Source organism: Rothia sp. HSID18069 (assembly GCF_003989155.1).
GTDB lineage: Bacteria > Actinomycetota > Actinomycetes > Actinomycetales > Micrococcaceae > Rothia > Rothia aeria.
This window is the reverse complement of the sequence record NZ_RBMG01000003.1, coordinates 167,238-192,236: the sequence shown is the minus strand read 5'-3', so window position 1 is coordinate 192,236 and position 24,999 is coordinate 167,238. Positions and strand designations below refer to the sequence as shown.

Here is a 24,999-nt window from a genome sequence, read left to right as displayed (position 1 = left end):
GTGAAAGGAAGCATCATGGCAACCCCAACTATCGACGCTATGATCCTGGGGGCTCTGCATGAGCGCCCGATGAGCGCCTACGAAATGAACAAAATGATGGATCAGCGCGGAGTGCGCGGTTGGGCGCGCATCAGCTCACCCTCCGTATACCGCAACCTGGTACAGCTCTACAAGCAGGGATATGTGGAGAGCACCACCGTCAAAGACAGTGCTATGCCTGAGCGCACGGTCTACTCCATTACTCTCGAAGGCAAGGAGCGTCTTCATGAGCTTCTCTACGATATTGCCTCCAGCCCGGCGCGCGTAGACTTCAACTTCGTCTCCGTCATCGCGAATATCCGCATGGTGGATGAGAAGATGGGGCACGAGCTGTTGCAGTCTATTGCCGATACCTACAGCGAGTGGGCAGATCGGCTGGAACAGGCTGCCGCATCCATCGACGATCAGATAGAGGCGAAGGCAACCCTAGAGCTGTGCTCCGACACCTACCGACTCATTGCGGACTGGGCACGCAAATTCGAGAAGGATTTTTATCAGAATCGTAAGAAGTAAGGGCTGATTCCGCGCTCTTGAGTCGGCAATAACGGCTACCTCGCCGGCCTTGCATTTCCGGGGAGCGGTTATGTGCAAGGTAATAGTGCGTTCTCGTTTGGCGGCGGCGCATTGATCAGAGATGAGTTAGGGGGCCAGTAATATACCCTAACTAGATACCTCTATGGCGCTTTATGGCACACTGCCTCGATCTTATGCCCGTTAGGGTCAATAAGAAAGGCAGCATAGTAGTTCGGGTGATAGTCAGCATGCACACTTGGCGCGATATGATCCTGCCCTCCCGCTGCCAAGCCCGCTTCGTAGAATGCATCTACCGCCGCCCGCGATGGCGCAGCAAAAGCGAAATGCAACGGTGATGACGGCTCACCTTTACCAAGCCAAAACATTCCCGTGTGCTGCGTGCGGTCTGGGTTGCTAAAGCCCATGCCATATGGCTCTTCATCTATTGTCTTGGCGTAGCCCAGCGGCGCCAGCACTGCCTCATAAAATGCTTTGTTTACTTCGATATCTTTAACGTTGATGCCGAAATGATCGATCACTGGTCCGCCTCCTTATGGCTTTGATAATGGTTCGTTTGCCGTCATTTCATGAGTAACATATCTAGGACGTTATTCCGAGCGCATGAAGAAATAAATAGCATTCTAATTGGAGAAACTATTCCATGAAGAAAGTTGCAACGGGAGCGTAATTTACGCTCCCGCTGCAACTTAGCATTCTGTTTCGCGTCGTGATGATTTAGTCGTCACGCTTGGAGGTCACTGACAGACCGTCCATTGCAACATCCGGGTTCACATCCACCTCTACGGTATCGCCATCGTGGATAGCGCCCGAGAGGATGCCCTTCGCCAGACGGTCGCCGATCTCGCGCTGTACCAGGCGGCGCAGCGGGCGGGCACCGAAGGCCGGATCGTACCCTGCCAAGCCCAGCCACTCCAGGGCGGCGGGGGTAACATCCAGGGTCAGGCGGCGGTCGGTCAGACGCTTGCCCATGCCCTGAATCTGCAGATTCACAATCTGTCCCAGATGCTCGGAAGAGAGCGGCTCGAACATGATGATGTCGTCCAGACGGTTCAGGAACTCGGGACGGAACGCCTGGTGAACCACTTGCATCGCCTTTTCGCTGCGCTCCTCAAACGGCATCTCCTGATCGACCAGGTACTGCGAACCCAGGTTCGAGGTCAGAATCAGAATCACGTTACGGAAGTCCACGGTGCGGCCCTGACCGTCAGTCAGACGACCGTCATCAAGCACCTGCAGCAGAATATCGAAGACCTCGGGATGAGCCTTCTCAACCTCGTCCAGCAGCACCACGGAGTATGGGCGACGGCGCACGGCCTCGGTCAGTTGACCGCCCTCTTCGTGGCCCACATATCCGGGAGGCGCACCCACCAGGCGGGAAACACTGTGCTTCTCGCCGTACTCACTCATGTCGATGCGCACCAGGGCGTGCTCGTCATCAAACTGGAACTCCGCGAGAGCCTTCGCGAGCTCGGTCTTACCCACACCGGTCGGCCCCAGGAACAGGAAGGAACCAATCGGGCGGTTCGGGTCGGAAATTCCGGCGCGGGCGCGGCGAACCGCATCCGCCACAGCAACCACGGCGGCTTCCTGACCGATCAGGCGTTCGCCGATACGTTTCTCCATCTCCAGCAGCTTCTCAGATTCGCCCTGAAGCATGCGCCCGGCGGGAATGCCCGTCCAGGAAGAGATAACCTCGGCAATGTCGTCAGCCGTGACCTCTTCAGAGACCATAGCCTCGCCATGAGCCTCAGTTTCGGCGCGCTGAGCTTCTTCCAGTTCCTTCTCCTTGGCGGGAATTTCGCCGTAGAGCAGGCGGGATGCATCCGCTAGGTTGCCCTCGCGCTGTGCCACCTCGGCACGCGAGCGCAGCTCATCGATTTCACTCTTCAAATCGCCCACGCGGTTCAGACCGGCCTTTTCGGCTTCCCAGCGGGCGTTGAGCGCATCCAGCTGTTCTTTCTTGTCAGCCATGTCTTTACGCAGCGCCGCCAAGCGTTCCTTCGACGCCGGATCGGTCTCGTTCTTGAGGGCCAGTTCTTCCATAGTCAGACGGTCTACGGCACGGCGCAGCTGGTCGATTTCCTCGGGAGCCGAGTCGATCTCCATGCGCAGGCGCGATGCGGCCTCATCCACCAGGTCGATCGCCTTATCGGGCAGCTGACGTGAGGGAATGTACCTATTTGAAAGTGCTGCGGCGGCGACCAGGGCGGCGTCGGAAATCTGCACCTTGTGGTGCGCCTCGTAGCGTTCCTTGAGCCCACGCAGAATACCGATAGTGTCATCAACGCTCGGCTCACCCACATACACCTGCTGGAAGCGACGTTCCAGGGCGGGGTCTTTCTCAATATTCTCGCGGAACTCGTCAAGTGTGGTGGCACCAATCATGCGCAGCTCACCGCGTGCCAGCATGGGCTTGAGCATATTGCCCGCATCCATGGAACCTTCGGATGCGCCCGCACCAACCACGGTGTGCATCTCGTCGATAAAGGTGACGATCTGGCCTTCGGATTTCTTGATTTCTTCGAGCACGGCCTTGAGGCGTTCCTCGAATTCTCCGCGGTATTTAGCGCCCGCAACCATGGATCCAAGGTCAAGGCTGATCAGGGTTTTACCGCGCAGGGATTCGGGAACATCGCCGGAGACCATGCGCTGAGCCAGCCCTTCAACCACGGCGGTTTTGCCGACGCCGGGTTCACCAATAAGTACGGGGTTGTTCTTGGTGCGCCGTGAGAGCACCTGCACCACGCGGCGAATTTCGGAGTCTCGGCCAATCACGGGGTCGAGTTTACCTTCGCGGGCGAGCGCGGTCAGGTCGGTTCCGTACTTTTCAAGGGCCTGGAAGGTGCCTTCGGGGTCCGGGGTATCCACGGTGCGGTCTCCTCGTACTTGGGGAATGGTCTCTTCAATGACTTTGGCAGTTGCGCCCAGGTTTTCAAGTGCGCGAGCGGTATCGCTATCGCCGCTTGCGATGCCCAGCAGCAGCATTTCGGTGGAGATATAGGTATCACCGAATTTCTGGGCGTGGGTCTGCGCGCTCTGAATAGCGGCGAGGGCGCTGCGGCTGAAGTTTGCGTTCTGCACCGATGCGCCAGATGCCTTCGGCAGCTTCTTAATCTCTGCGGATGCGGCTTCCGAAATGGCATCAATGTCGAGCCCTGCGGCCTTGAGAACCGCTACGGCAACGCCTTCTCGCTGATCCATCAGTGCTTTGAGGATGTGCGCAGGTTCAATGCTGGGGTTACCCGCTGTCTGCGCGTTCATATTAGCGGCGGAGAGCGCTTCTTGGCTCTTGGTGGTGAATTTTGCGTCCATAAATCTTATCCTTTCGCGTCTTGTGCGGGGCGCATCCTGCGCCTTCTTTTTACAGCTAACTTGAGTCTACTACACTCAAGGTTTGGATGCAAGGGGCTACTGCCGATTTTCGGGACCAAAATTCAGTGCTAAAAAAGGCTCTTTATACGAATAAAGCGTAGTTTTCGCCGCTTTATTCGTATAAAGAGCCTTTTTAGGGCGCGGGTGAGAGGATCAGGCTAGGTCTCAGTCCAGGAAGTCATACGGGCTTTGTTGTCGCGCCTGCTCCTCCAAAACCTCGTCGGTAACACCCTGCTGCAGGCGCGCCCCACGTCGGTTCGCACTGTACGCCAACGCGGCGGCAGTAATAGCGGCCGAGAACGTCAGAATACCGAAGGTGTTACCAAACCCTGCCGCATATCCCACGTACTCGCCGCCCACAAGCGCACCCATTCCTGAAACCGGCATCCCGGCGCGGTAGTCCGGAATAAACATGCCGAATAAAAACGCCAGCACCCAGCAGGCAGACTGCGCAATCGCCACACCCCAGCGGCAGGCGGGGCGGGTGAGCTCTGCGGCCGCGACAGCGCGGCGCGCATCCGCAAAGGCCCAGCGGGCCGCCAGGCACAGTATGAGTGCGAGCGCCGGGCCGAATGAGATAGCAAAAATAGGTACGAGGTCACCGGCTGCACCGAAGAGGGCACGGCCTACGGTAATCCAGGCGGCAGAGACAAGCGCCATGGGATAGGCGGCGTAGAGGGCTGCGACCTGTATGACGGCAGGTGTGCGTGCAGCCAATGAGTTTACGTGCGGGTGCGATCCGGAGCGCTCTGATTTTTCGTTCACTGTGCCATCCTAAACGGTTTGCGCCCCGGGTTGGGGCAGCACTCACCATGTCAGTGGTTTTTCCGCGGTAAAACCCACATAAACCTAAGCTTTAGCCAAAAACTTTATTGTTATACTGAGCACATTGGGTGCTTGCGGGTGCCCACACCAACCACGTTAAACCCATACCAACCACACCGATAAATAATGGGAGCCTACATGAAAATACTGGTTTTAGGAGCGAGCGGTCGCACCGGAAGCCTTTTCACCCGCAAAGCGTTAGAGGAGGGACACACGGTCACCGCCTATGTGCGTAACCCCGATAAGGCGGTGGCGCTTTTGGGGGCGCACCAGAACCTCATTATTGTTCCCGGTGCCCTGAACGATTCCGAGCAGCTTGCCACGATTTCTTCCGGGCAGGATGTGATGGTTAGCATCCTGGGGCAGAAAGCTACGGTACGGGAGTTTCTATCGACCAAGTTCATGCAGAAGCGCCTGCCGCTCATTATGGAGGCGGTGGTGGGTGCGGGTGTACCGCACTGCGTTCTTATGAGCGCCTACGGGGTGGGTGACACGGTGCGGAGTGCATCTTTTTTAATGCGTGTGGCGTGCAAGACCATTATGCGCAGTATTTTTAGGGACCGTGCGAAGGCCGACGCTATGGTTGCTAAGTATCAGCCGTATATTTCGCGGGCGTTGCCGGGCAGGCTCACAGATGAGCCTGGTAAGGGCGGGGCGAAGGTGGTTGATGTGACGAGTGTTGCGCATGTTCCGGGTATCCCAACGATTGCCCGTGAGGACGTTGCCGATGCTCTGCTCGATATTGCGGGAGACCCGCTGAATGCGGGTACCGATTTTCTGGTGACGATTGAGGATGTTGTCATACGGGCGGCCTAGAAATGCCCGGTAGGCTTAATGGCATGAGCACTAATATTCAGGGGGATTTTCCTCAGGCGATTCTTTTTGATCATGATGGCACGCTGGTTGATACTGAGCCGGTGTGGGCAGCCGCGAAGGTTGAGCTGGCGGCGGAGTTTGGTGGTGTGTGGACCGCGCAGGACACCCTGGACTGCCTGGGTTATTCCATGAAGTTCACGCTGGATAGGTTACGTGAGCGCGGGGTGAACCTGCCGGATCAGCAGATTAATGATCGGCTGGTGGGTAAGGTACGTGCGGCATTGGCGGATTCTCCGGTGGAGTTCCTGCCCGGGATTGAGCGTTTTCTGGTGCAGGTGCGTGATGCGGGTATCCCGGCGGCAATAGTTACAAATGCTACGACTGCGGTGGCTCAGCGCACGGCTGATGCCGCCCCTGAGGGAACGTTCTCGGTTGTTATTGGTAATGATGAGACCACGCACCCGAAGCCAAACCCGCAGCCGTATCTTTTAGCAGCGCAGCGCTTGGGTGTGGACCCCAGCCAGTGCGTGGCGATTGAGGATTCCCCTTCCGGGGTGCGCAGCGCTACGGATGCGGGCATGAAGGTGATTGTAGTCCCCGGTGAGCTTGAGGTTCCCGCCGGCTTAGGGGATGTGCGTCTTCGGCATGAGGAGCTGGGGCTGAGCGTGTTTAAGGCGCTCGGACGCTAGTCTTGAGGTTAGCCTAGCTTTCTCAAACTCTTAGGGTTTTCAAGGCGTCATATCAAGCAATGCTTATTATGAATAAATAAGAATAATCTTGACGGGACGGTCTAAAAATGATTTACTAATATCAACGTACCGACCGGGTTTTCTCACGATAACCACCGGGCGGGCATCTACACAGCATTAAGGAGTCGTCACTATGGCATTCGCAAAATACACCGCACCCGGTCTTACCCTTGACGAGGGCAAAGAAATCTCGGAAGTTCTGCAGAGCCGCCTGCACGATCTGAACGAGCTGCACCTGTCCCTGAAGCACGCACACTGGAACGTGACCGGCCCCGGCTTCATCGCCGTGCACGAAATGATCGACCCGCAGGTTGATACTGTGCGTAACTTCGTAGACGACATCGCAGAGCGTATGGCAACCCTGGGCGCAACCCCCAACGGCCTCGCAGGTGCCCTAGTCGCAGCGCGCAGCCACGAAGACTACCCCGTAGGCCGTGCCCGCGTCACCGACCACCTGCACGCCCTGAACGAGGTGTACACCCGCGTGATCAAGGAGCAGCGCAAGGCTATCGAATTTGCGGGCAAGGTTGACCCCATCACCGAAGACCTGCTGATCGGCCAGACCGCCGAACTCGAGAAGTTCCAGTGGTTCATTCGCGCATTCCTGGAGAACAGCGCAGGTGAAATCTCCTAACAGGCAGCCTTTCTGAGCCCTATAGGCTCACCGGGTGGGTGCTCTCCCCTAGCTCTGGGAAGGCACCCACCCTTTTTGTTTTTGCTGTCCCCCTCACGTCTGCTGCCTGGGAACCACCAGCCACGGCATAACCATATGCGCCGCATATTCCGGCAGAAGTGCGGGCGCAGGTGGGTGCGACACTTAGGCGAATAAGCCCGATCAGCATGGTGACGGCTGCCCGCATTTTTTCGGCCCGGCGAACATCAGCACCCGGTCAGCTTTACCTAGATTTTCGCCCAGCGCCCGTCTATTCTAGTGTTTTGCACGCACCAGCCACCCTGAGGAAGACGCCCCATGTCACCCGAGCCCCGCAAACACACACCCGAAGCACCCGGCAGCAGCAACCACTCCCCCGCCCAGGCAACACCCGGCAGAAACCGGCGAGAACCCATCACCACACAGGCGTTCACCGCACCGGATGTCCCCGCGCGCCGCAACCCCGAACACTCAGCCCCTTCCCCAACGGCGGCACGCACAGGAGCGCTTGACCATGTACCGGCACGGCACCAGCCCGTCACCCAGCCAAGTGACGCACAGATCCGGCGGTGGCGGCGCTACCTCGCCGATGAAGAGTCGGAGGCACGCATCTACCGCTACCTGGCCCAGCGCGCCGAAGGTAAAGACCGTGAGATTCTGATGCAGGTTGCCGAGGCTGAGAAACGCCACCAACAGCACTGGCGTGACATGCTCGGTGAACACGTTGGCAAACCCGTCCGCCCGTCGCTCTCATCCGCATTTTTGCAGTTCATGGCGAAGCATTTCGGGTCGGTCTTTATTCTGGCAATGGCGCAAATGGCCGAATCCCGCTCCCCCTACGCCGAAGACCCGGACGCCACCGAAAAGATGGCGGCTGACGAGGCTATTCACGAAGAAATCATTCGCGCCCTAGCCACCAGCGGGCGCGAAAAACTCTCCGGCAACTTCCGCGCGGCGGTGTTCGGCGCGAACGACGGGCTGGTCTCGAATCTGGCGCTAACGATTGGCATCACGGCCTCGGGCGCATCCAGCTCTATGGTGCTGCTTTCGGGGATTGCCGGGCTGCTCGCGGGCGCGCTATCCATGGCGGCGGGCGAGTTCGTTTCGGTACGTTCCCAGCGCGAACTTTTGGACGCATCCCAGCCGACCCAGGTGACCCTGCGCGTGGCGGGCGACCTTGATATTGATGCGAACGAGCTTGAGCTCATTTACCGGGCACGCGGTATGGATGAGGAGGCGGCTCATCACCGCGCGCTGGAACGTTTCGGGTACCTCGACTGCGACTGTGACCCGTCGCTGTCACACCGCGCGAATGAGGACGGCGAGGAAGAGAATGTAGCACTGGGTACGGATATTGGTGCGGCAGCGGCATCGTTTAGCTTCTTCGCATCCGGGGCGCTCGTGCCGATTCTGCCCTATATTCTCGGGCTTTCCGGTGTCTGGGCGATGGCGCTTTCGCTTCTGTTCGTCACCATGGCACTGGGTTTCACCGGCGGTATTGTGGGCCTACTCTCGGGGTCTTCCCCGATGCGCCGCGGGCTGCGCCAAATCCTCATCGGACTGGGCGCGGCAGGCATCACCTACCTGCTGGGCCTAGCCTTCGGCACCACACTGGGGTAGGTCTATTCCGCTCCATACTTTCTCTACGCCAGCGGCTTTGCCCCTTTGCAATACACGAAATGCCACGCCTATGAGCGTGGCATGCGGAACTGGCGCATCCAAGCAGTCTTTCAGCTTGGCTACCTATATGCTGACTATACAGCATTGCGTAAAGAGTAATCATAATGGAGAGACTGGTTCTTTGTTTTACACTCCCTCGCAAGCCCAATAGAAAAACTCCTGCCGTTGGCACTCTCCCGATAGTGGAGGGCCGTTGACAGGAGCGAATTAGTACTTTGATTATATATGAATCCCCGGCGGCGCGAGCGTAATACTCACGCCGCCGGGGGTCTTATTGGCTGCCCGAACCGGGCAGATTGCTACTTGTTGGCGAAGATTTCGCGCATCAGATTAGCGGCTTCGGAGGGGGTCTTGCCGACCTTTACACCAGCAGCCTCCAGGGCCTCTTTCTTCGCCTGTGCGGTCCCCGAAGAACCTGAGACGATCGCACCAGCGTGGCCCATGGTCTTGCCTTCGGGAGCGGTGAAACCAGCCACGTAACCGACCACAGGCTTGGTGACATTCGCCTTGATGTACTCGGCGGCACGCTCCTCCGCGTCGCCACCAATCTCACCAATCATCACGATACCCTCGGTCTCCGGGTCAGCCTCGAAAGCCTCCAGAGCGTCAATATGGGTGGTGCCGATAATCGGGTCGCCGCCAATACCGATAGCGGTGGTGAACCCAATGTCGGCGAGCTCGAACATCATCTGGTAGGTGAGGGTACCCGACTTAGAGACAAGACCGATCTTGCCCTTTCCGGTGATATTCGCCGGAGTAATGCCAACCAGGCACTCCTCAGGGGTGATAATACCGGGGCAGTTCGGCCCGATAATGCGGGTAATCTGCTTGCCGTTCTCGTCCACCGAAGCTTTCGCGGCAGCCCAGAACTCGGCGGTATCCTGCACCGGAACGCCCTCAGTAATGACGACGACCAGACCGATCTTAGCCTCAATAGCCTCAAGCACGGCGGCTTTGGTGAAGGCGGGCGGCACGAAAACAATCGAAACGTCCGCACCGGTTTCTGAGATAGCCTCGGCAACGGTACCGAAAACCTTCAGCTCAACATCGGAGCCGTCCTTTGCCTTGTGGGTAACGGTGGTGCCAGCCTTGCGGGCATTCACGCCGCCCACAATGTTCGTGCCGGCTGCGAGCATACGAGCGGTGTGCTTGGTGCCTTCGCCGCCGGTGATGCCCTGAACGATGACCTTAGAGTCTTTGTTCACAAAGATAGACATAGTTTTTTCCTATAAATCCTTCGGTGGCGATTACGCCTTGTTAGCGAGCTCTGCTGCCTTGTCGGCGCCTGAATCCATGGTGGTTGCCTGCACCACAAGCGGGTGGTTTGCCTCAGAGAGGATGCGGCGGCCTTCCTCCACGTTGTTGCCGTCCAGCCGCACCACAAGCGGCTTAGTTGCGGAATCGCCCAGAATCTCAAGCGCCTTCACAATGCCCTCAGCCACAGCATCGCACGAGGTGATACCGCCGAAAACGTTCACGAAAACGCTCTTAACCTGCTCATCGCCCAGAATAATCTCAAGGCCCGCAGCCATAACCTCAGCGGATGCGCCGCCACCGATATCGAGGAAGTTAGCGGGCTTCACGTTGCCGTGCTTTTCGCCAGCGTATGCCACCACATCCAGGGTAGACATCACCAGACCGGCACCGTTGCCGACAACGCCAACTTCACCGTCGAGCTTCACATAGTTCAGGTCGTGCTGCTTAGCCTTAGCTTCCAGCGGGTTTTCGGCGGATTTATCGACAAGCGCCACGTGATCGGGCTGGCGGAATTCCGCGTTATCGTCGAGAGAGACCTTGCCGTCAAGAGCCAGAATATCGCCTTCGGGGGTCTGCACGAGGGGGTTAACCTCAACGAGGGTTGCGTCTTCCTTCTTGAAGACATCGCCCAGCTTCACGAGAACCTCAACCACCTTGGGCTGCAGTTCAGCGGAGAACCCGGCGGCCTCAACGATCTCCTGTGCCTTAGCGGAGTCGATACCCACCAGCGGGTCTACCTCAACCTTGGCGAGAGCCTCGGGGCGTTCAGCGGCGAGCTGCTCAATTTCCATGCCGCCCTCTACCGAGCACATGGCAAGGTACGAGCGGTTTGCACGGTCAAGCAGAATCGAGAAATAGTATTCTTCAGCAATGTCAGCACCCTGTGCGACCAGCACGCGGTGAACGGTATGACCCTTGATATCCATACCAAGAATCTGCTGAGCGTACTCGTATGCCTCATCAGGGTTTTTAGCGAGCTTCACGCCGCCAGCCTTACCGCGGCCGCCGGTCTTAACCTGAGCCTTAATGACGGTCAGGCCGCCGATTTCCTCAGCTGCTGCCTTTGCTTCTTCGGGAGTGGTCGCAACAATGCCCTTGAGCACGGGTACACCGTGCTTTGCGAAGAGATCGCGCGCCTGGTATTCGAAAAGGTCCACAGGTGTCCTTCTTCGTCGAAGTGGTGCCGCCGTTTTAGGGTGCGGCGGCTTGGTCTGGTGAGTTACTATTCGACGTGTTTTACGCCCCTGAGAGGGCGCGCTGTCACGCTCTAAATTTCTCTCGGTTCTACTCTATCGGATATTTGGTTGAGGGTGTACTTATCAGACAACACACACGCTATTTTTGTAATGGGCATCACTCTTCGGTGTGTTGGGTTTTGGCTAGACCTTCTCAACCGGTGCGTACCGTAGCAGCAGACGCTTCTCCTCAGAGGTAAAACGCACCTTCGCCACGGTCTTATCGCCGGTGCCTTCCAGAGCAAGAACCCGGCCCTCGCCGAAGGATTTATGGCGCACCGTATCGCCCACCTTCAGCTGCGGAATTTCCTTGCTTTGATGCACCCGTGAGCGGTTACGCACCGCTCCGGATGCGCTGGCTGCGGCCGCCAAACCGTAGCTTGCCGAACCATTGACCTCGGCGGTTGATGGTTCACGGTTCGCTCGGGTGCGGGATTCATCGTATCCCGTGCCATAGCCGCCCGCGCTGCGCCCGTCGAAACTGTGTCCATCAGCATTGCGCCCACCGCCGGAGCTGTATCCGCTTGCCCCGCGGTAGCCGCCCTGCCCGTAGCCTCCATACCCGCTGGCACCGTTGGCGTATGCCCCCATCCCGGAGGCGCCAAACCCGGCAAATCCGCCCAGGCGGCGCCACTCGATCAGCTCCTCGGGAATCTCTTCCAGGAAGGGTGAAGGCGGGTTGAACTGGCTCTTGCCCCACATCGTGCGGGTCTCGGAGCGGGTGATGTAGAGCCGCTGCATCGCGCGCGTGAGCCCCACATAGGCAAGGCGGCGTTCCTCGCTCATCTCACCCTCGTCGGTCAGCGCCCGCTGATGCGGAAACAGCCCGTGTTCCAGCCCGGTCAGGAAAACAACCGGGAACTCCAGGCCTTTGGCGGTGTGCAGGGTCATCAGGGTGATCATGCCCTGCGCCTTCGCTTCTGCGGCCTCGGCAGCAATCTGCGCGGCAGACGGGGTCTGCCCATCGGCGGAGGCACCTCGGGACGGAATCGAGTCGGCATCCGCCACCAGCGAGACATGCTCTAAGAACTGTTCTAAGTCCGCGCCGGGGTTCTCCGCCTCAAACTCGACCATCGCATCCAGCAGCTCCGAGAGGTTTTCCACCCGGGATTCGTCCTGAATATCCTTAGATTCGCGCAGGGCGGCGAGATAGCCGGACTGTTCGAGCACCGCCTCTAGGGTTGTGGCGGCTGATTCGGTGCGCGCAATCTGGGCGAGATCGTCCATGAGCTTGACGAACTGCGCATACTTTTTCACGGCGGCAGCGCCCAAACCCGGCACACTCCCCGGCTCGGCGGCAGCGGCACGGGCGGCGGCGAAGAAGGAAATCCGCTGTGCCGAAGCATAATCGGCAACCACAGTCTCAGATTTCGCACCGATACCGCGTTTAGGTTCGTTGAGAATACGCCGCACACTCACGTCGTCGTCCGGGTTTGAGAGGGCGCGCAGGTAGGCGAGCGCATCCTTAATTTCTTTGCGCTCGTAGAACCGGGTGCCGCCGACTACGCGGTACGGCAGTCCGGCGCGCATCAACAGTTCTTCAAGGGCGCGGGATTGGGCATTGGTGCGGTAGAAAATCGCCACATCCGAAGGCTTGATACCGTGTTCGTCGGCAAGCCGGTCTATTTCTTGGGCGATGTAGCGTGCCTCCGCATGTTCGGATTCGGCGACGTACCCCACGATTTTTGTGCCCTCCCCCGATGCCGTCCACAGCTTCTTGGGGCGGCGGTTGGGGTTGCGTTCAATCACGGCGTTCGCGGCAGAGAGAATGTTCTGCGTGGAACGGTAGTTCTGCTCCAGCAGAATAATGTGCGCATTGGGATAGTCGCTCTCGAAATCCGTAATATTGCGAATGTCAGCGCCGCGGAAGGCGTAAATCGACTGGTCTGAGTCGCCCACGACGGTCAGTTCGCCGGGCGGTGGAGCATCCGGGTACGGCCCCTGTTCACGAGTGTTTCCCTGCGGATGCGCCCCCACCAACTCCCGCACGAGCGCATACTGGGCGTGGTTGGTGTCTTGATATTCGTCCACCAGAATATGCCGGAATTTACGGCGATAATAGTTTGCGATTTCGGGGAACTTCTTGAGCAAAAACACGGTTTTGCCGATGAGGTCGTCAAAGTCGAGGGAGTTCGCGGCGCGAAGGCGCTGAGTGTAGACGGTGTAAATCTGCGCGATAGTCTTTTCCCACGGGTTATTCGCTGCCGCCGCACTGTATTCTTCGGCGCTCACCAACTCGTTTTTGAGGGCAGAAATCCTGTGCCCCACGGCCTTGGGGGCAAACTTTTTGGTGTCCAGGTTCAGCTCTTTGATAATGAGCGTGAGCAGGCGCTGCGAATCCGCCGAATCGTAGATCGTGAAGGTGGATTTGAGCCCGAGTGCCTTGGCTTCTCGGCGCAGCACGCGCACGCAGAAACTGTGGAAGGTGGAAATCCACATGTGCTGTGCGCGCGGGCCGATCAGCGCTTGGATGCGCTCACGCATTTCCGCCGCAGCCTTGTTCGTGAAGGTGATGGCGAGAATCTGCCCGGGGGTTGCCCGCCCGGTTGCAAGCAGATGGGCGATGCGGTGCGTCAGCACACGGGTTTTGCCAGACCCGGCCCCGGCGACGATCAGCAGGGGCGAGCCGGCGTGTAAAACGGCCTCGCGCTGCCGGTCGTTAAGCCCGTCGATCAGGGTTGCAGGGTCGATTGTGCTCAGCGAATAGGTGCGCTCCCCGTAAGGGTCTTCGGGGTTGTACTCACTTCCGTACCCGCCCACTCGGTAGGCGGGCGGCATGAACTCACCGAGTGCATCCTCGTGGGCGGTGACAGTTTGGGAGGTCACCGCTTCAGGGTTGAGCTCTGGCATAAAAGATTCGTGGGCGAAGGGGTCTTCTTCCGGTGCGGAACTATCTTCCGGCGGAATGTGGGCATCATATTCGGGATCGTAGGGCGGCTGCGTGTTTTCGAGATCGGCAAAGAGGGTATCTGCGGCAGGATCAACGCCGGATGCGGAGTTGGTGGGTTCGCTCATGATCTACCTCGCTGCCTAGAATACACGTTCGATATTCCATGCTACCGTATTTGCCCTCTCGCTCCCACCCATCGCGCCCGTTTGCCGCGCATAATTCGCTCTTAGCGGTACCCCGCCGCGCGGTGCGCTCATGCTACGATGACCGGATGGATCAGTTCATCACTCCCGCTATGTGGTGCGACGGCACCGCCGACGAAGCAGCACAGTTCTATACTGATGTTTTCCGCGATACATCCATTGCCGAGCAGGCGCCCGGGATTGTGACGACGGTCAGCATCCACGGTTTCAGGCTCTCGCTCATCAACGGCGGTAACCAGTACGCCCCGAACCCGTCGATCAGCTGCATCCTGAACTTTGATCCGCTCTTATTCGGCGGAGAGGAACAGGCCCGAACCTACCTTGATGAGCTCTATGAGCGGCTCAGCACCGGCGGCGTACTCATGGAGCTGGGTGAGTACCCCTTCTCCCCGCGCTACGCTTGGGTTCGTGACCGTTTCGGCATGACCTGGCAGCTCATGCTCACCGACCCGGACGGCGATCCGCGCCCCTTTGTTATCCCATCCTTCATGTTCGGCGGTACTAATCACGCTCACGCCGAGGAAGCCACCAACGCCTGGATCGCCCTGTTTGATAACTCCCGCCGCGGTGTCCTATACCGTTACGAGGAAGGCGGACCGCTGGATGCGGGTACGGTCATGTTCACCGACTTTACCCTACGCGGCACCTGGATGGCGGCCACGGACTCTGGAACCTTCCACGATTTCACTTTCACGCCCGGAGTCTCCATCATCGTCTCCTGCCACGACCAAGAAGAGATCGACCGCTACTGGGCGGGGCTCTCTGCCGTGCCCGAGGCCGAGCGCTGCGGCTGGTGCATCGACCGTTGGGGTGTCTCGTGGCAGATCGTCCCCCACAACATCGCCGAACTCATGACCGACGCCGCCACACGCGATAATATCCTGCACATGGGCAAGATCGACCTGACCACGCTATAAGGGTACTGGCATCATCTGACCCTAACTATGAGGACTCCTCAGTAAATAGTAAAGGGAATTTCCATCATGAAACCCCTTGGCGTAATCGGTGGTATAAGTTCCGAAAGTAATTCCCTGTACTATCGAATTATTACGGTTGATTCCTCCTATGTTTTATTATGTGCGCGCAGTGTTGAAGATAAGATTCATACGTTCTCGAAACACAAAATATGAGCTGAAAATAAGTTAGGAAAAACATGAACTGTGTTGTTCGTTGGGCAGATATAAAGCACGAATGGAAACCATTTGAGAATGTTTTCTGCAACAGCGATTGGCCATTCCATCTTGAACATAACGTATCGCATGAGAGCCTCATACGCCGGCTTGAAGAGCAGGAATTCTCGGAACCTAATAACCGTGTTGCCTTTATTTACAACGATGGAGAGCATGTCGGTATTGCCGTAGTGCACGGACTGCAAGATTCCACAGCAGAAATAGATATGCGTATGGCAGCGAAATATAGAAATCAAGGGATCGGGAGTATTGCGCTCATTAAGCTAGCTGACCTTATTTTTGAATCCAAAAGCTCCATTATCCGTGTTGAGGGCAGTACACGAAGCGACAATATTGCTATGCGTCGTGCTTTTAACTCTGCAGGTTGGGTTCACGAGGCGCATTATCGAGAAGCTGGAGTTACCGTTCAGGGTATCAGGTGCGATGTCATGGGATATGCGGTGATCCGTAGTGACTGGGAAAGCGGGGAGAGGACAATTGCGAGTCTGTGTGAGTAATACGCGCAAGTAAAGAAAACTAGGCATGGTATGTCAGGATACAACCGACTTTGCGGCTGTCAGTTTCCGGTAGCAAATAAGCAGTATCGCGCGACAGAAGACCAAGTTCTTCGCCCCGCGTATACTTCCATAGCACCCTTGTGGCAAAGGCCCCACGCTGACGCACCCAACCGCTCTGCGCAATAATGGAAGGTATGGGTCTATCACAAGGTCAGAAGAAACGCCGCTACGGCGCGAACACGAAAGCCGCTCACACCCCAGGGGGCGGCACCCCCGACCCGCAGCATAGCGAAACCCGTGAGCTTCGGCAGTTTATGGAGGAACGCGCCGCCCACGATCAAGCGACCGGGCGGGGTTCACGTGTTTTCCTCCACGTTGCGGTCGCTATTTCCCTGCTCATGGGCGTGTACCTTTTCGCGTGGGTGCTTCCCGGCTACGGCAGGCTGGCGGGTGCCCCCGTTCCCGAGCTGTCACTGGCCCTGAGTACGGATGCGCTGGGGTCATTCGCGCACGGGCTTTCTTCCTCCTCAGCGGGTGACGCCCTGGGGCCTTACACGTATGCGCACCGTTCAGTGGGTTTGGCGTTTGCAGTGTTTTTCGGGTTGTCTGTGGCGGGCCTGTCGTGGGCGGCGACAGCGAAAAAGCCGCTTCGGGTGTTATTGACCGCGCTTCCACTGGTGTACAGTGCGGTGTTTACGGCCACAATTTTTGCGGTGGACGCATCATTGGCTGACCCTGCGCATCAGCCGGGTGCACTTGTGGTGCTTCTGCCTCTGGGCTGGGCTCTTCTGGTGCTCTCGCTTCTGAGCCTGGCATACCGTGGTGTGCGGGCGTTCAAGCGGGCGGCTGCTGCTTTTATTGCGGGTGGGCCGCCCACCGAGTAGCGCCGCCCCTCCAGACTGCACGAGGCAGTAGAATTTACGTCCGACACGCTGCCGGAAGGCACCCGCCATCCGCGGAACAACCAATCCCCCTGCGTACCCGGTAATCGTTCGGGCCGAAGCCACATTACTCTTTGCGACGGTTATCGTGTGAGCTAATCTCCCACGCCCCGTTCACATACTGCGCGGATACCAGGCCAATAAACTCTTCTGCTACAACGGATCCTTTACCGCTCTTGGGGTAGATTACCCGGCCGTCTTCCACCTCAAACTTGCCGTATGTAATCTTGAAAGTACGGGACCACAGATACCGGTCGTCTTCTAGTAACGGTTGCGGCTCGGTAATCTCGTATTCAATGGTGACGTTATCCGGCCAGTAGTTGCCTTCACGGATTTTCTTAAGCCGCACCTTCTCAAGCCCTTTGTAGTTGTCGCGTTCCGACTCTGATAGGGCGCTCTCCTCCGCCAGGGAGTAGTCCCCAGTGTTGTAGGCGTACTGGGTGGCTGCCGCCGCAAACGCGACACTCAGGTAGAGACCTTTCAAAGATTTATCGTTGGCATCCTCCGGTTTCTTAGGCTGGGGCACGTTTCGCGCCGCATGTTCCTCCGTGGCAGGTTCGTAGGTGCCCGACTTCTTATACTCTAAAACGGACTCGAAGTTAATCTTTCCCTTATAGTCGCCGCTCATATCTATATCGGTCTGCGTGGTAGCAGACGATGCGGACGGGCTAGTCTCTGAGGGTTCGCTTGATGAGGAAGATGACCCTTTCGAAACGGAACGGTTGGCATCGCATGCCGCCAGTACAAAGGCACCAGCGCTTGCGCCTAGTACGCCCAATGCTGCACGACGGTTAAAAATGGAAGACATTATTCCTCTCCTCTCTGAGCCTAACGATAAACCATTAACTTTAAAGCTCAGCAGTAACCTTCATGTTTTCGAGGTTCTACCTGCTGTCCCGCCCAGGTCCTCAGGCGAAACCGCCCGGTGCAGCCTCCGCTATGAGAGACCACGCCGGGCGGATACCGCGCCTCAACACATGGCGGGCATTCAGCACCCGCCCCGGAAGAGAAGTCTTTGACAGACCTAAGCCACCGGCAGTATGCCCTGCTGTAGCGGTGCCGTTAAAGCTTTCCTCTTCCATGGTTGAGGAGGATACGCACCTACTGACCACCATTTTCTGGTGGCACGAGAGGCAGATCCTTGGAGAGCAGTCCGCTAATCTGCCACTGCCCGTTCACGTACTTAGCGCGAATTTCACCGTTCGTGTGGTAGCGTTTGCCCCAGTCACCCTTACCGGAGTAAGTTTCCTTGGTTACCTCGTGCACCTTGCCGTCCTTCACATAGAAGTCACCATTGAGCAGCACCAGGTTGTACGCCCACACGTACTCGCCTCCGCTGGATGCCACAGGGTGGGAGCCCACCAGTGTGTACTGCAAAATGCTGCCTGCCGCCGTCCAGTATTTTCCGTCGCGGGTATCAATCAGGTTAGTAGACTTCTTGAAATACAGCTGCTCCGATTCAACGATCGCCGACTGCTCCAGGTAGCGGGCGTTACCGGTCTGCAGCGCATAATCCAGAGAGGTCACCGCGAACGAGATGCTGCTGTACAGGCCCCGTTCCGTGCGGTCGTTAATGGTGGAGGGCTTCTTCGGCGGGTAGGTGTTCTGCTGCGGTTTCTCGCGTGTTGCATACTCCTGGGGTGGGCCGGAGCTGTCCACTTCAAGCGAGACTTCCCCAGACAGCTCAGTGTGCCCCTCACCGGGAGTATTTCCGGATTCAAGAGGGGCAGCATCCGCGGCGCCGCTCTGGGCTGCGCTACTAGATGCTGCGCCGTTCTGGGTGGTGTCGCTGGATGCGGCACTGTTCGGTCCCGCCGGCTGCTGCGTACTGGGCTCATTCACCGCAGCCGCAGAACTGCTGGCAGCACCACCAGTTTCAGGCCCGTGCGCTGGGGACGATGCACTACTTGAAGCACTCGCTGAGGATGAGGCGCCTCCTGCGTTTGAGGACGAGCTGCCGCATGCGCTGAGAAAAGCGGCTCCTGCGCCGCCGCCGAGCAGCAGCAGTGCGGCTCGACGATTAAGATGGGAAGACATCTTTAGCCTCCTTAGAATCGGTCAATACCGTCACTTTCAGACTAGCCCACATGTTATGTGTCACATCATAATTTTCAGGTGTGTCTTTAATAAAACTTAAATGTTACGTTCTATGAAATGTAGACCTTTGGCCCAAGCTTGCACAGCACACGCCCCCTAAAACTCAGGCATACAGCAGAACCCGCTTGGTGCGCCTCCGTGAGGAAGCCGCATCAAGCGGGTTCTGCAACTGTGCCCCCGAGACGATTCGAACGTCCGACACCTTCTTTAGGAGAGAAGTGCTCTATCCCCTGAGCTACGGGGGCAACGTTCTCTATTATAGCGGCAACATCACGGCAGTTTTCCACCCGGGCCTCGGCGCGTCACGCTCACTACAATAGGTAGGTGAGTATTTTCATTGACCCGCCCCTCTGGCCGGCACACGGCATTTTCTTCTCGCACCTTATCTCAGACACCAGCCTGAAGGAACTGCATGACTTCGCGGCCGCCCACGAGATCAGCCCACGCGCCTTCGACGCCGACCACTACGACGTACCGCAGCACCGCTACGCCGCCCTCGTAAACGCTGGGGCGCAGGAAGTAACCGGCACCCAACTAACTCGCATACTCATCCGCAGCGGGCTGCGGGTTCCGCTCAAAGAACGGCCCAGTAAGATCCGTCCGCGTCTTCTGCGCGCCTGGGAAGCGCTCGCACCCGGTGCTTCCGCTGTGGGCGCTGACCTGCTTGAGCGGTGGGAACAGCCGCATCGGGCCTATCACAATAGTGTTCATCTTTCAGAGATGCTCGCCGCTCTTACCCTTTTGTACTCCCCCCAACCGGTGCCGCGCACTGTGCTTTTTGCGGCGTGGTTCCATGATGCCGTGTATGAGGCGCAGCCTGGTCAGGATGAGGCCGCCAGCGCCGAATTGGTACGTACCAATCTTATGCCTCTCACCAGAACCGGTGTTCTGACCGCTGCGGAGGTTACCGCCGCCGCCCAGCTGGTGGAGTTCACCGCCTCCCACCGGGTACCTGAAGAGCTTGCCGGACTGACCGGTGGTGTGCTCACCCGCGCCGACGCCGATTTTTTCATGGATGCCGACCTTGCGATTCTCGCAGCAGAAACCGCCCGGTATGGCCGTTACATTGCGGGTGTACGCACGGAGTACAGCCACTACGGGCCGCAGGCGTTTGCGCAGGGAAGGTCAGGGTTTTTACGGGAGTTCTTAGGCAGAGACCGTATTTTTGCCTCTGCGGCGGGGCATTCGCTGTGGGATGCGGCGGCTCGGGCAAATATGGCCGCTGAGCTAGAGAGCTACACCTAAAAGCCCTCTTCTAAAGCGCTCACGTAGTGCTAGCACGGCCCATATAGATAGGAGCGCGCCCGCCTTACTGCTTTTTATCGTTGGGGTGCTGCGGGCCTTCAGAAGGGCTTTGAGGCTGGTTACTGTATTTCTTACGGTAGATGAATTTACCGGTGACCATGCCAATCACGATGCCAATCCCGCCGGTGATAGAGACCCACATGGCGGGGTTGCCAAGAGGAATAGCCAGCAGCAGGCCGATAATAATGCCTGGTATGGCGCCAGCGACCATGCCGACGGCCAGGTAGGTGAATTCCTGATCGGAGCTACTTTTGGGGCTTTGGTACTGCATGTTCATTATTCTACCGGGCGTCCGCTACCCTTCGGTACGCCCCGTGCCCCGCGTGTAGCCCCGACCAGTGTATTCGGGGTCAGCGCGTGATGCGCGGTTTAACATGGGGAAGGCACCCCGTTGGGGGTGCCTTCCTCCGAGTCTAAATATCTCTGGAGTCGAGATTAGAATGCGGTGTAGTAACCGTCAACCGACATCCAGGAAACCGGGTGCAGCTGGGTGCCCTGGCTCGGGTTCAGAGCGGAGATCATCATGCCGTTACCAACGTAGATGCCCACGTGGTTGTAGCCGTTCTGGAAGACGATGTCGCCGGGCTGGGGGTTAGCGGTTGCACGCAGTTCGTTCTTCATAGCGAAGGTGTAGGGGGTCAGCTTCACGCCGTGCTGTGCGTAAACGTAGGATACGAAGCCGGAGCAGTCCCATGCACCGAAGCTGCGGCCGCCCCAAACATAGCCGCCACCGATGCCGGTCTTAGCGGTTGCTACAACGCCCTCGTGGCCACCGGTTGCGGTCTGCACAGGAGCGGAGGGGGTGGTGGAGCTGGTGTTGGTGGTCTGCTGCTGACCGAAGCTCGGGGTGGGTGCAACGTACTCGGTCTGGTACTCAGCCTGGGGTGCAACGTAGTTGGTAGCACCGGTCTGGTAGCTGGTGTAATCAGTCTCGTAGTTGTTGTAATCGTAGCTCAGGTCTGCTGCTGCAGGAACCTGTGCGAATGCGTTAGCGGGAACGGTGGAACCCACCAGAGCTGCACCAGCGAATGCCACGATACCTGCGTTACGAACGATCTTCTTAGCCATTGTGTATGTTTCCTCCATTGCTTCACGAGGTGAGCTGTCGGACTCGGGTATGGATTCACCCGGCTACCGAAGTAGCTTAGCCCCTAGGCCCCCTATAAGGGAGCCAAAAATTGGTTCCCCCGCTCCTGCCATTATGGGTAGATGTTTCACGTTGCGGCGGCAGGACTAAGCGGATCCGCTCCGTGGTGCCCTCTTACGATTAGGATTTGGACACAGATATGAGAATACACAGAAAACTCCCAGCTGTCACATCCCAATCTGAGTTTTTTCTCAAAAAGTTACGGTTTATATACATAAATCATGGCCCGCAGCAGCCCCTCAAGCGGTCCCCACCACCCCCTGCATACCCTTCTCTGACAAGGGAATTCGATAGATTCAGGGGGCCAAGAGACAGGCAAACTGATGCGTGCATAAATTTTCTTAAGAAAAACACAGGTGTGCTTTATCTCTTAAATATTTTTCCGATAACAAACAGGCATAATCCCAGGTGAAACCACGTATCCCATAGGAAATAGGCGGCCGATAAGGACGCACCTGCTGATGAATATAAAAAAATTTGGCTTCGGGCTAAAAGGCTCAGGTGACCCTCAAGAAACGCTGCCCCTTAGGGAAGAGCTTAACAAATAATGCGGGGCGGTGCGGCCAGTTATGGCCGCACCGCCCCGCATCCGGCGGCACCGCGCTACGAACGCTTCACCACAATAGCGTTGGCAACGTCCTCATCGAGCGATAGGGAGGTCTCCTCCCCATCTGCACGCACAATCACGTCGTCGTCTTTACCGGCGATAACCGACACGCTGGCACCGAATGAGATACCGGCGTCCGCCAAAAGCTTGAGAAGCTCAATATCGGTCTGAATCGACTCTGGGAACCGGGAGACAGTAAACCGGTCTTCCGGCCCCGAGTCACGGGCCGCAATCGACATGGGCACAGTCCGTTCGTCGTTGTGCTCACTTTCCACCCCCAGCTCTTCAAGACCGGGAATCGCATTTCCGTACGGTGAGAACTTGGGGTTATTGAGCATCGCCAGGATGCGTTTTTCCACATGGTCGCTCATCACGTGTTCCCAGCGGCACGCTTCATCGTGCACATACTCAATGTCCAGCCCAATCACATCGGAGAGCAGGCGCTCCGCCAGGCGGTGCTTACGCATCACCTCGACCGCTTTCTTACGGCCAGCATCGGTGAGCGCCAAGTGGCGGTCAGGCTCAACACTGAGCAGCCCGTGCTTCTCCATACGGGCAACAGTCTGCGAAACAGTCGGCCCGGAATGCTCCAGACGTTCGGCGATGCGCGCACGCATGGGGGTAATGCCCTCTTCCTCAAGCTCAAGGATGGTGCGCAGGTACATTTCGGTAGTGTCAATAAGATCGGTCATGCCGCCTGTATCCCTTTTCCCTGCCGACTAGGAAAACCTAGCCTTAGTTATGATGCTCTTCTGAGTAACTATTATGTACCTTTTTAGCGTGTTTCGCCACGGATTGCGCGGCGCGTCGCCCGAAGCGAACGTCCCGCCAGGTGTACCTGGCGGGCCCGTATCGCCACGCAGTCTAGCCCTCAGAGTTACGTGCGGCGGAGGTTTTTGCGCGTTTGCGCCCGCCCGATCCCCGCCCGGAGCCCTTACGCCCGCCGTTCTTCTGCGGGGCGTCCTGCTGCGGAGCGGAATCCCCTTGGGATGCTTTCTGCCCGCCTGCTCGCTGCCGGTTCAGGTTCTTCCGGTTCTGTGCTTTTCGGGCGCTACGGCGCGCCTTGCGGCTCTTGCCGCCGGTTTCGGGTGGCTCAGTAGCAGCGTCGAATTGAGGCTCCTCATCCTCGTACACATCCTCAGGGTCCACAGCGAGCGCCTCGTCAAGATCGGCGGTATCAGGCAGCTCCTGAAGACGCTGCGCCCACGGAACCCAGTCGGGGGCTAGCAGTGCGTCATCGCCGGGCAGCAGACCAACCTCGCATACGGTCGCCACCTTCGAACGTGGCGCCCGCGCTAATGTGGCGAACCAGAACCACCCCCGGTAACCGGGCAGGGTGCACTCAAACAGGTGGGTGGTCAAACGATCCTCTTCACCGCGCAAATGGTGTAGCAGGCCAATGGTGTTTTTGGGGGCGATCTGCTCAATACCGGCCAACGCCACGTCTTTGGCCTGCGCCAAGACCGTGTCCACACGGCTGGTGCGGCGGCGCTTATGCGGCTGCCCAAGGGTGGGTTCACCAACCTGCTCATATGTGTGGTCGGCAAACGGGTCAAAGCTGGCGGTTTCGGTCGGGTTCTGGTCAATCACCTGTTCAGACATACCACTATTAAAGCATTCTTAAGGTTCGCTGGGAGGGCGGGGCGGCCTGCCTTGACCTCTTACGCTCACGGTTCGCGCCGGTGTGCCATTATGGCGCGGTTTTCCGCCGTTTTTCTGCCCTGATGCGGCTTCTTATTCCTCGCAGAGAATACGGTATGCGCGCTATCGGGCTGGCAAACCTCCGAAGGGAACCTGCAAAAAAGATGTGAATACCGTCCACAACGCCGCAATATTAGTATTTCCACCCCGTTAAAGGGGCCTAAACCTGCTACGGTTATGCCATGACTAGCGAACGAGAAACGCCTCTTGAAGTAGCCAATGAGCTCCCCTACACCCGCGCTATCCGCTGGTTGGGAGCCGGTGGCGGCATCCTCGCACTGCTGTGCACCCTTTCGGGGGTGGCGATGCTAGTACTCAAGTGGGTGGATGCTCATCCTCCCGCCGTTATGAGCCAGGTTCCCCTGGTGCTGTTCCCCGTCGCTTTCATCGCGCTAATGCTTGCCCTCCTCCTTGCGGTTCTTCGGCGTAAGTCAAGTTAGAGGGCCTTCCGGCCGCGCAACCACATATATACGTCAGAAAAGAGTGAACATGTCTGCTGAAGCTAAGCTGCTCGTCGTTGATGACGAGTTCAACATTCTTGAACTACTCGCCACCTCCCTGCGTTTTGCCGGGTTTGAAGTGGTGACCGCCGGAAACGGACGCGAGGCCATTGAGAAGGCCGAGCAGGAACAGCCCGACCTGATTGTGCTTGACGTGATGATGCCGGGCATGGACGGGTTTGATGTGACGCGCCGCCTGCGTGAAGGCGGACGCACCTACCCTGTGCTGTTCTTGACCGCGAAAGACGCCACCGAAGATAAAGTTGCTGGTCTCTCAGCAGGCGGTGACGACTACGTGACTAAGCCGTTCTCGCTGGATGAGGTGATCGCCCGTATCCGAGCCATCCTGCGCCGTTCACGCTCGCTGCAGGAGGAAGATACTGCTATTTTGCGGGTGGACGATCTGAGCCTGAATACCGACACCCATGAGGTGTTCCTTGGCGAGGAGGAGATTGACCTCTCCCCCACCGAGTTCAATCTGCTGCACTACCTGATGCTCAACGCAAACCGGGTGCTGTCGAAGGCGCAGATCCTCGACCACGTGTGGGAATACGATTTTAACGGCGACTCGTCCATTGTGGAGTCGTATATCTCGTACCTGCGCCGCAAGATCGATAACAACCGTGAGGGCCACGAACCCCTGATCCACACCAAACGCGGCGTAGGGTACATGGTTCGTGGTTCCCGCAGCTAGGGGCGGTACCTATTAAACTGTTCAACCGCGAACCCGCACAGCAGCCCCCGGAGGCCCCGGAGGCGGCT

The 24,999-nt window shown here is 58.0% G+C and carries 23 protein-coding genes, 1 tRNA gene and 1 riboswitch; of the genes, 11 read left to right on the top strand and 13 right to left on the bottom strand.

Translation table 11 applies throughout. From position 1 onward, the window contains the following. Positions 1-15 precede the first annotated feature (15 nt). The gene (locus tag D8M41_RS08690; protein WP_006887622.1) at positions 16-552 is read left to right on the top strand and encodes a PadR family transcriptional regulator; all 537 of its coding nucleotides are present in this window, start codon (positions 16-18) and stop codon (positions 550-552) included. Positions 553-713: 161 nt separating this feature from the next. On the opposite strand, the gene D8M41_RS08685 is transcribed toward D8M41_RS08690, so the two are convergent. The 3 genes from D8M41_RS08685 to D8M41_RS08675 form a co-directional block, all read right to left on the bottom strand. Beyond that, positions 714-1,091, bottom strand: a complete 378-nt coding sequence (locus D8M41_RS08685; protein WP_006887613.1) for a VOC family protein — start codon at positions 1,089-1,091, stop codon at positions 714-716. Between the two features lie 196 nt (positions 1,092-1,287). Then, positions 1,288-3,885, bottom strand: coding sequence for an ATP-dependent chaperone ClpB (clpB, locus tag D8M41_RS08680; protein WP_004005544.1), 2,598 nt, complete (start codon positions 3,883-3,885; stop codon positions 1,288-1,290). Between the two features lie 225 nt (positions 3,886-4,110). Further along, positions 4,111-4,710 (bottom strand): hypothetical protein, encoded by a 600-nt coding sequence (locus D8M41_RS08675; protein ID WP_126926813.1) that lies wholly within the window; start codon positions 4,708-4,710, stop codon positions 4,111-4,113. Between the two features lie 198 nt (positions 4,711-4,908). Between D8M41_RS08675 and D8M41_RS08670 the strand changes: the two genes are divergently transcribed. From D8M41_RS08670 to D8M41_RS08655, 4 genes are all read left to right on the top strand, one after another. Then, on the top strand, positions 4,909-5,586 hold the full coding sequence (locus D8M41_RS08670; protein WP_006887612.1) for an NAD(P)-dependent oxidoreductase: 678 nt from the start codon (positions 4,909-4,911) through the stop codon (positions 5,584-5,586). Between the two features lie 23 nt (positions 5,587-5,609). Further along, positions 5,610-6,275 carry an HAD family hydrolase gene (locus D8M41_RS08665; RefSeq protein WP_126926812.1) on the top strand — a complete coding sequence of 222 codons (666 nt, stop codon included), beginning with the start codon at positions 5,610-5,612 and terminating at the stop codon, positions 6,273-6,275. 193 nt (positions 6,276-6,468) lie between these two features. Continuing rightward, positions 6,469-6,969, top strand: coding sequence for a Dps family protein (locus tag D8M41_RS08660; protein ID WP_006887621.1), 501 nt, complete (start codon positions 6,469-6,471; stop codon positions 6,967-6,969). 336 nt (positions 6,970-7,305) lie between these two features. Then, complete coding sequence (locus tag D8M41_RS08655) at positions 7,306-8,607, top strand: VIT1/CCC1 transporter family protein (RefSeq protein ID WP_126926811.1); 1,302 nt, start codon at positions 7,306-7,308, stop codon at positions 8,605-8,607. A gap of 359 nt (positions 8,608-8,966) precedes the next feature. Here D8M41_RS08655 and sucD read toward each other — a convergent pair whose 3' ends face one another. The 3 genes from sucD to D8M41_RS08640 all read right to left on the bottom strand — a co-directional run bounded on the left by sucD (position 8,967) and on the right by D8M41_RS08640 (position 14,174). Continuing rightward, a complete protein-coding gene (gene sucD, locus D8M41_RS08650) occupies positions 8,967-9,884 on the bottom strand; it encodes a succinate--CoA ligase subunit alpha (RefSeq protein WP_006887608.1) in 918 nt (305 codons plus the stop codon). Positions 9,885-9,914: 30 nt separating this feature from the next. Next, positions 9,915-11,081: an ADP-forming succinate--CoA ligase subunit beta gene (gene sucC, locus D8M41_RS08645; protein ID WP_023134562.1), complete on the bottom strand. Its 1,167-nt coding sequence runs from the start codon at positions 11,079-11,081 to the stop codon at positions 9,915-9,917. Between the two features lie 222 nt (positions 11,082-11,303). Beyond that, on the bottom strand, positions 11,304-14,174 hold the full coding sequence (locus D8M41_RS08640; RefSeq protein ID WP_126926810.1) for an ATP-dependent helicase: 2,871 nt from the start codon (positions 14,172-14,174) through the stop codon (positions 11,304-11,306). 146 nt (positions 14,175-14,320) lie between these two features. Between D8M41_RS08640 and D8M41_RS08635 the strand changes: the two genes are divergently transcribed. The 3 genes from D8M41_RS08635 to D8M41_RS08625 all read left to right on the top strand — a co-directional run bounded on the left by D8M41_RS08635 (position 14,321) and on the right by D8M41_RS08625 (position 16,823). Further along, complete coding sequence (locus D8M41_RS08635; RefSeq protein WP_126926851.1) at positions 14,321-15,169, top strand: VOC family protein; 849 nt, start codon at positions 14,321-14,323, stop codon at positions 15,167-15,169. A gap of 236 nt (positions 15,170-15,405) precedes the next feature. Continuing rightward, positions 15,406-15,939 carry a GNAT family N-acetyltransferase gene (locus D8M41_RS08630; protein WP_094758423.1) on the top strand — a complete coding sequence of 178 codons (534 nt, stop codon included), beginning with the start codon at positions 15,406-15,408 and terminating at the stop codon, positions 15,937-15,939. A 194-nt stretch (positions 15,940-16,133) separates the two neighbouring features. Continuing rightward, entirely contained in the window at positions 16,134-16,823 is a 690-nt protein-coding gene (locus D8M41_RS08625; protein WP_233129319.1) for a TANK-binding kinase 1-binding protein (TBK1-binding protein 1), read from the top strand. Between the two features lie 124 nt (positions 16,824-16,947). Here the strand turns inward: D8M41_RS08625 and D8M41_RS08620 are convergent, their stop codons facing one another. From D8M41_RS08620 to D8M41_RS08610, 3 genes are all read right to left on the bottom strand, one after another. Further along, positions 16,948-17,688, bottom strand: coding sequence for a DUF6318 family protein (locus D8M41_RS08620; protein ID WP_037287062.1), 741 nt, complete (start codon positions 17,686-17,688; stop codon positions 16,948-16,950). 293 nt (positions 17,689-17,981) lie between these two features. Further along, on the bottom strand, positions 17,982-18,917 hold the full coding sequence (locus tag D8M41_RS08615; protein ID WP_051344458.1) for a DUF6318 family protein: 936 nt from the start codon (positions 18,915-18,917) through the stop codon (positions 17,982-17,984). A 232-nt stretch (positions 18,918-19,149) separates the two neighbouring features. Continuing rightward, positions 19,150-19,222, bottom strand: a tRNA-Arg gene (locus D8M41_RS08610). A 79-nt stretch (positions 19,223-19,301) separates the two neighbouring features. On the opposite strand from D8M41_RS08610, the gene D8M41_RS08605 reads away from it, so the two are divergent. Further along, the gene (locus D8M41_RS08605) at positions 19,302-20,222 is read left to right on the top strand and encodes a DUF4031 domain-containing protein (protein WP_023134569.1); all 921 of its coding nucleotides are present in this window, start codon (positions 19,302-19,304) and stop codon (positions 20,220-20,222) included. A gap of 64 nt (positions 20,223-20,286) precedes the next feature. Here the strand turns inward: D8M41_RS08605 and D8M41_RS08600 are convergent, their stop codons facing one another. From D8M41_RS08600 to D8M41_RS08585, 4 genes are all read right to left on the bottom strand, one after another. Beyond that, positions 20,287-20,553 carry a hypothetical protein gene (locus D8M41_RS08600; protein ID WP_006887677.1) on the bottom strand — a complete coding sequence of 89 codons (267 nt, stop codon included), beginning with the start codon at positions 20,551-20,553 and terminating at the stop codon, positions 20,287-20,289. A gap of 164 nt (positions 20,554-20,717) precedes the next feature. Then, entirely contained in the window at positions 20,718-21,350 is a 633-nt protein-coding gene (locus D8M41_RS08595) for a C40 family peptidase (protein WP_006887606.1), read from the bottom strand. 5 nt (positions 21,351-21,355) lie between these two features. After that, a riboswitch (cyclic di-AMP (ydaO/yuaA leader) is annotated at positions 21,356-21,504 on the bottom strand. 528 nt (positions 21,505-22,032) lie between these two features. Continuing rightward, on the bottom strand, positions 22,033-22,728 hold the full coding sequence (locus D8M41_RS08590) for a metal-dependent transcriptional regulator (RefSeq protein WP_006887075.1): 696 nt from the start codon (positions 22,726-22,728) through the stop codon (positions 22,033-22,035). 172 nt (positions 22,729-22,900) lie between these two features. Beyond that, complete coding sequence (locus D8M41_RS08585) at positions 22,901-23,638, bottom strand: DUF3027 domain-containing protein (RefSeq protein WP_006887093.1); 738 nt, start codon at positions 23,636-23,638, stop codon at positions 22,901-22,903. A gap of 281 nt (positions 23,639-23,919) precedes the next feature. Here D8M41_RS08585 and D8M41_RS08580 point away from each other — a divergent pair, with 281 nt between their 5' ends. Further along, positions 23,920-24,177, top strand: a complete 258-nt coding sequence (locus D8M41_RS08580; protein WP_006887013.1) for a hypothetical protein — start codon at positions 23,920-23,922, stop codon at positions 24,175-24,177. 49 nt (positions 24,178-24,226) lie between these two features. Next, on the top strand, positions 24,227-24,931 hold the full coding sequence (locus tag D8M41_RS08575; protein WP_006887005.1) for a response regulator transcription factor: 705 nt from the start codon (positions 24,227-24,229) through the stop codon (positions 24,929-24,931). The last annotated feature ends 68 nt before the right edge of the window (positions 24,932-24,999 follow it).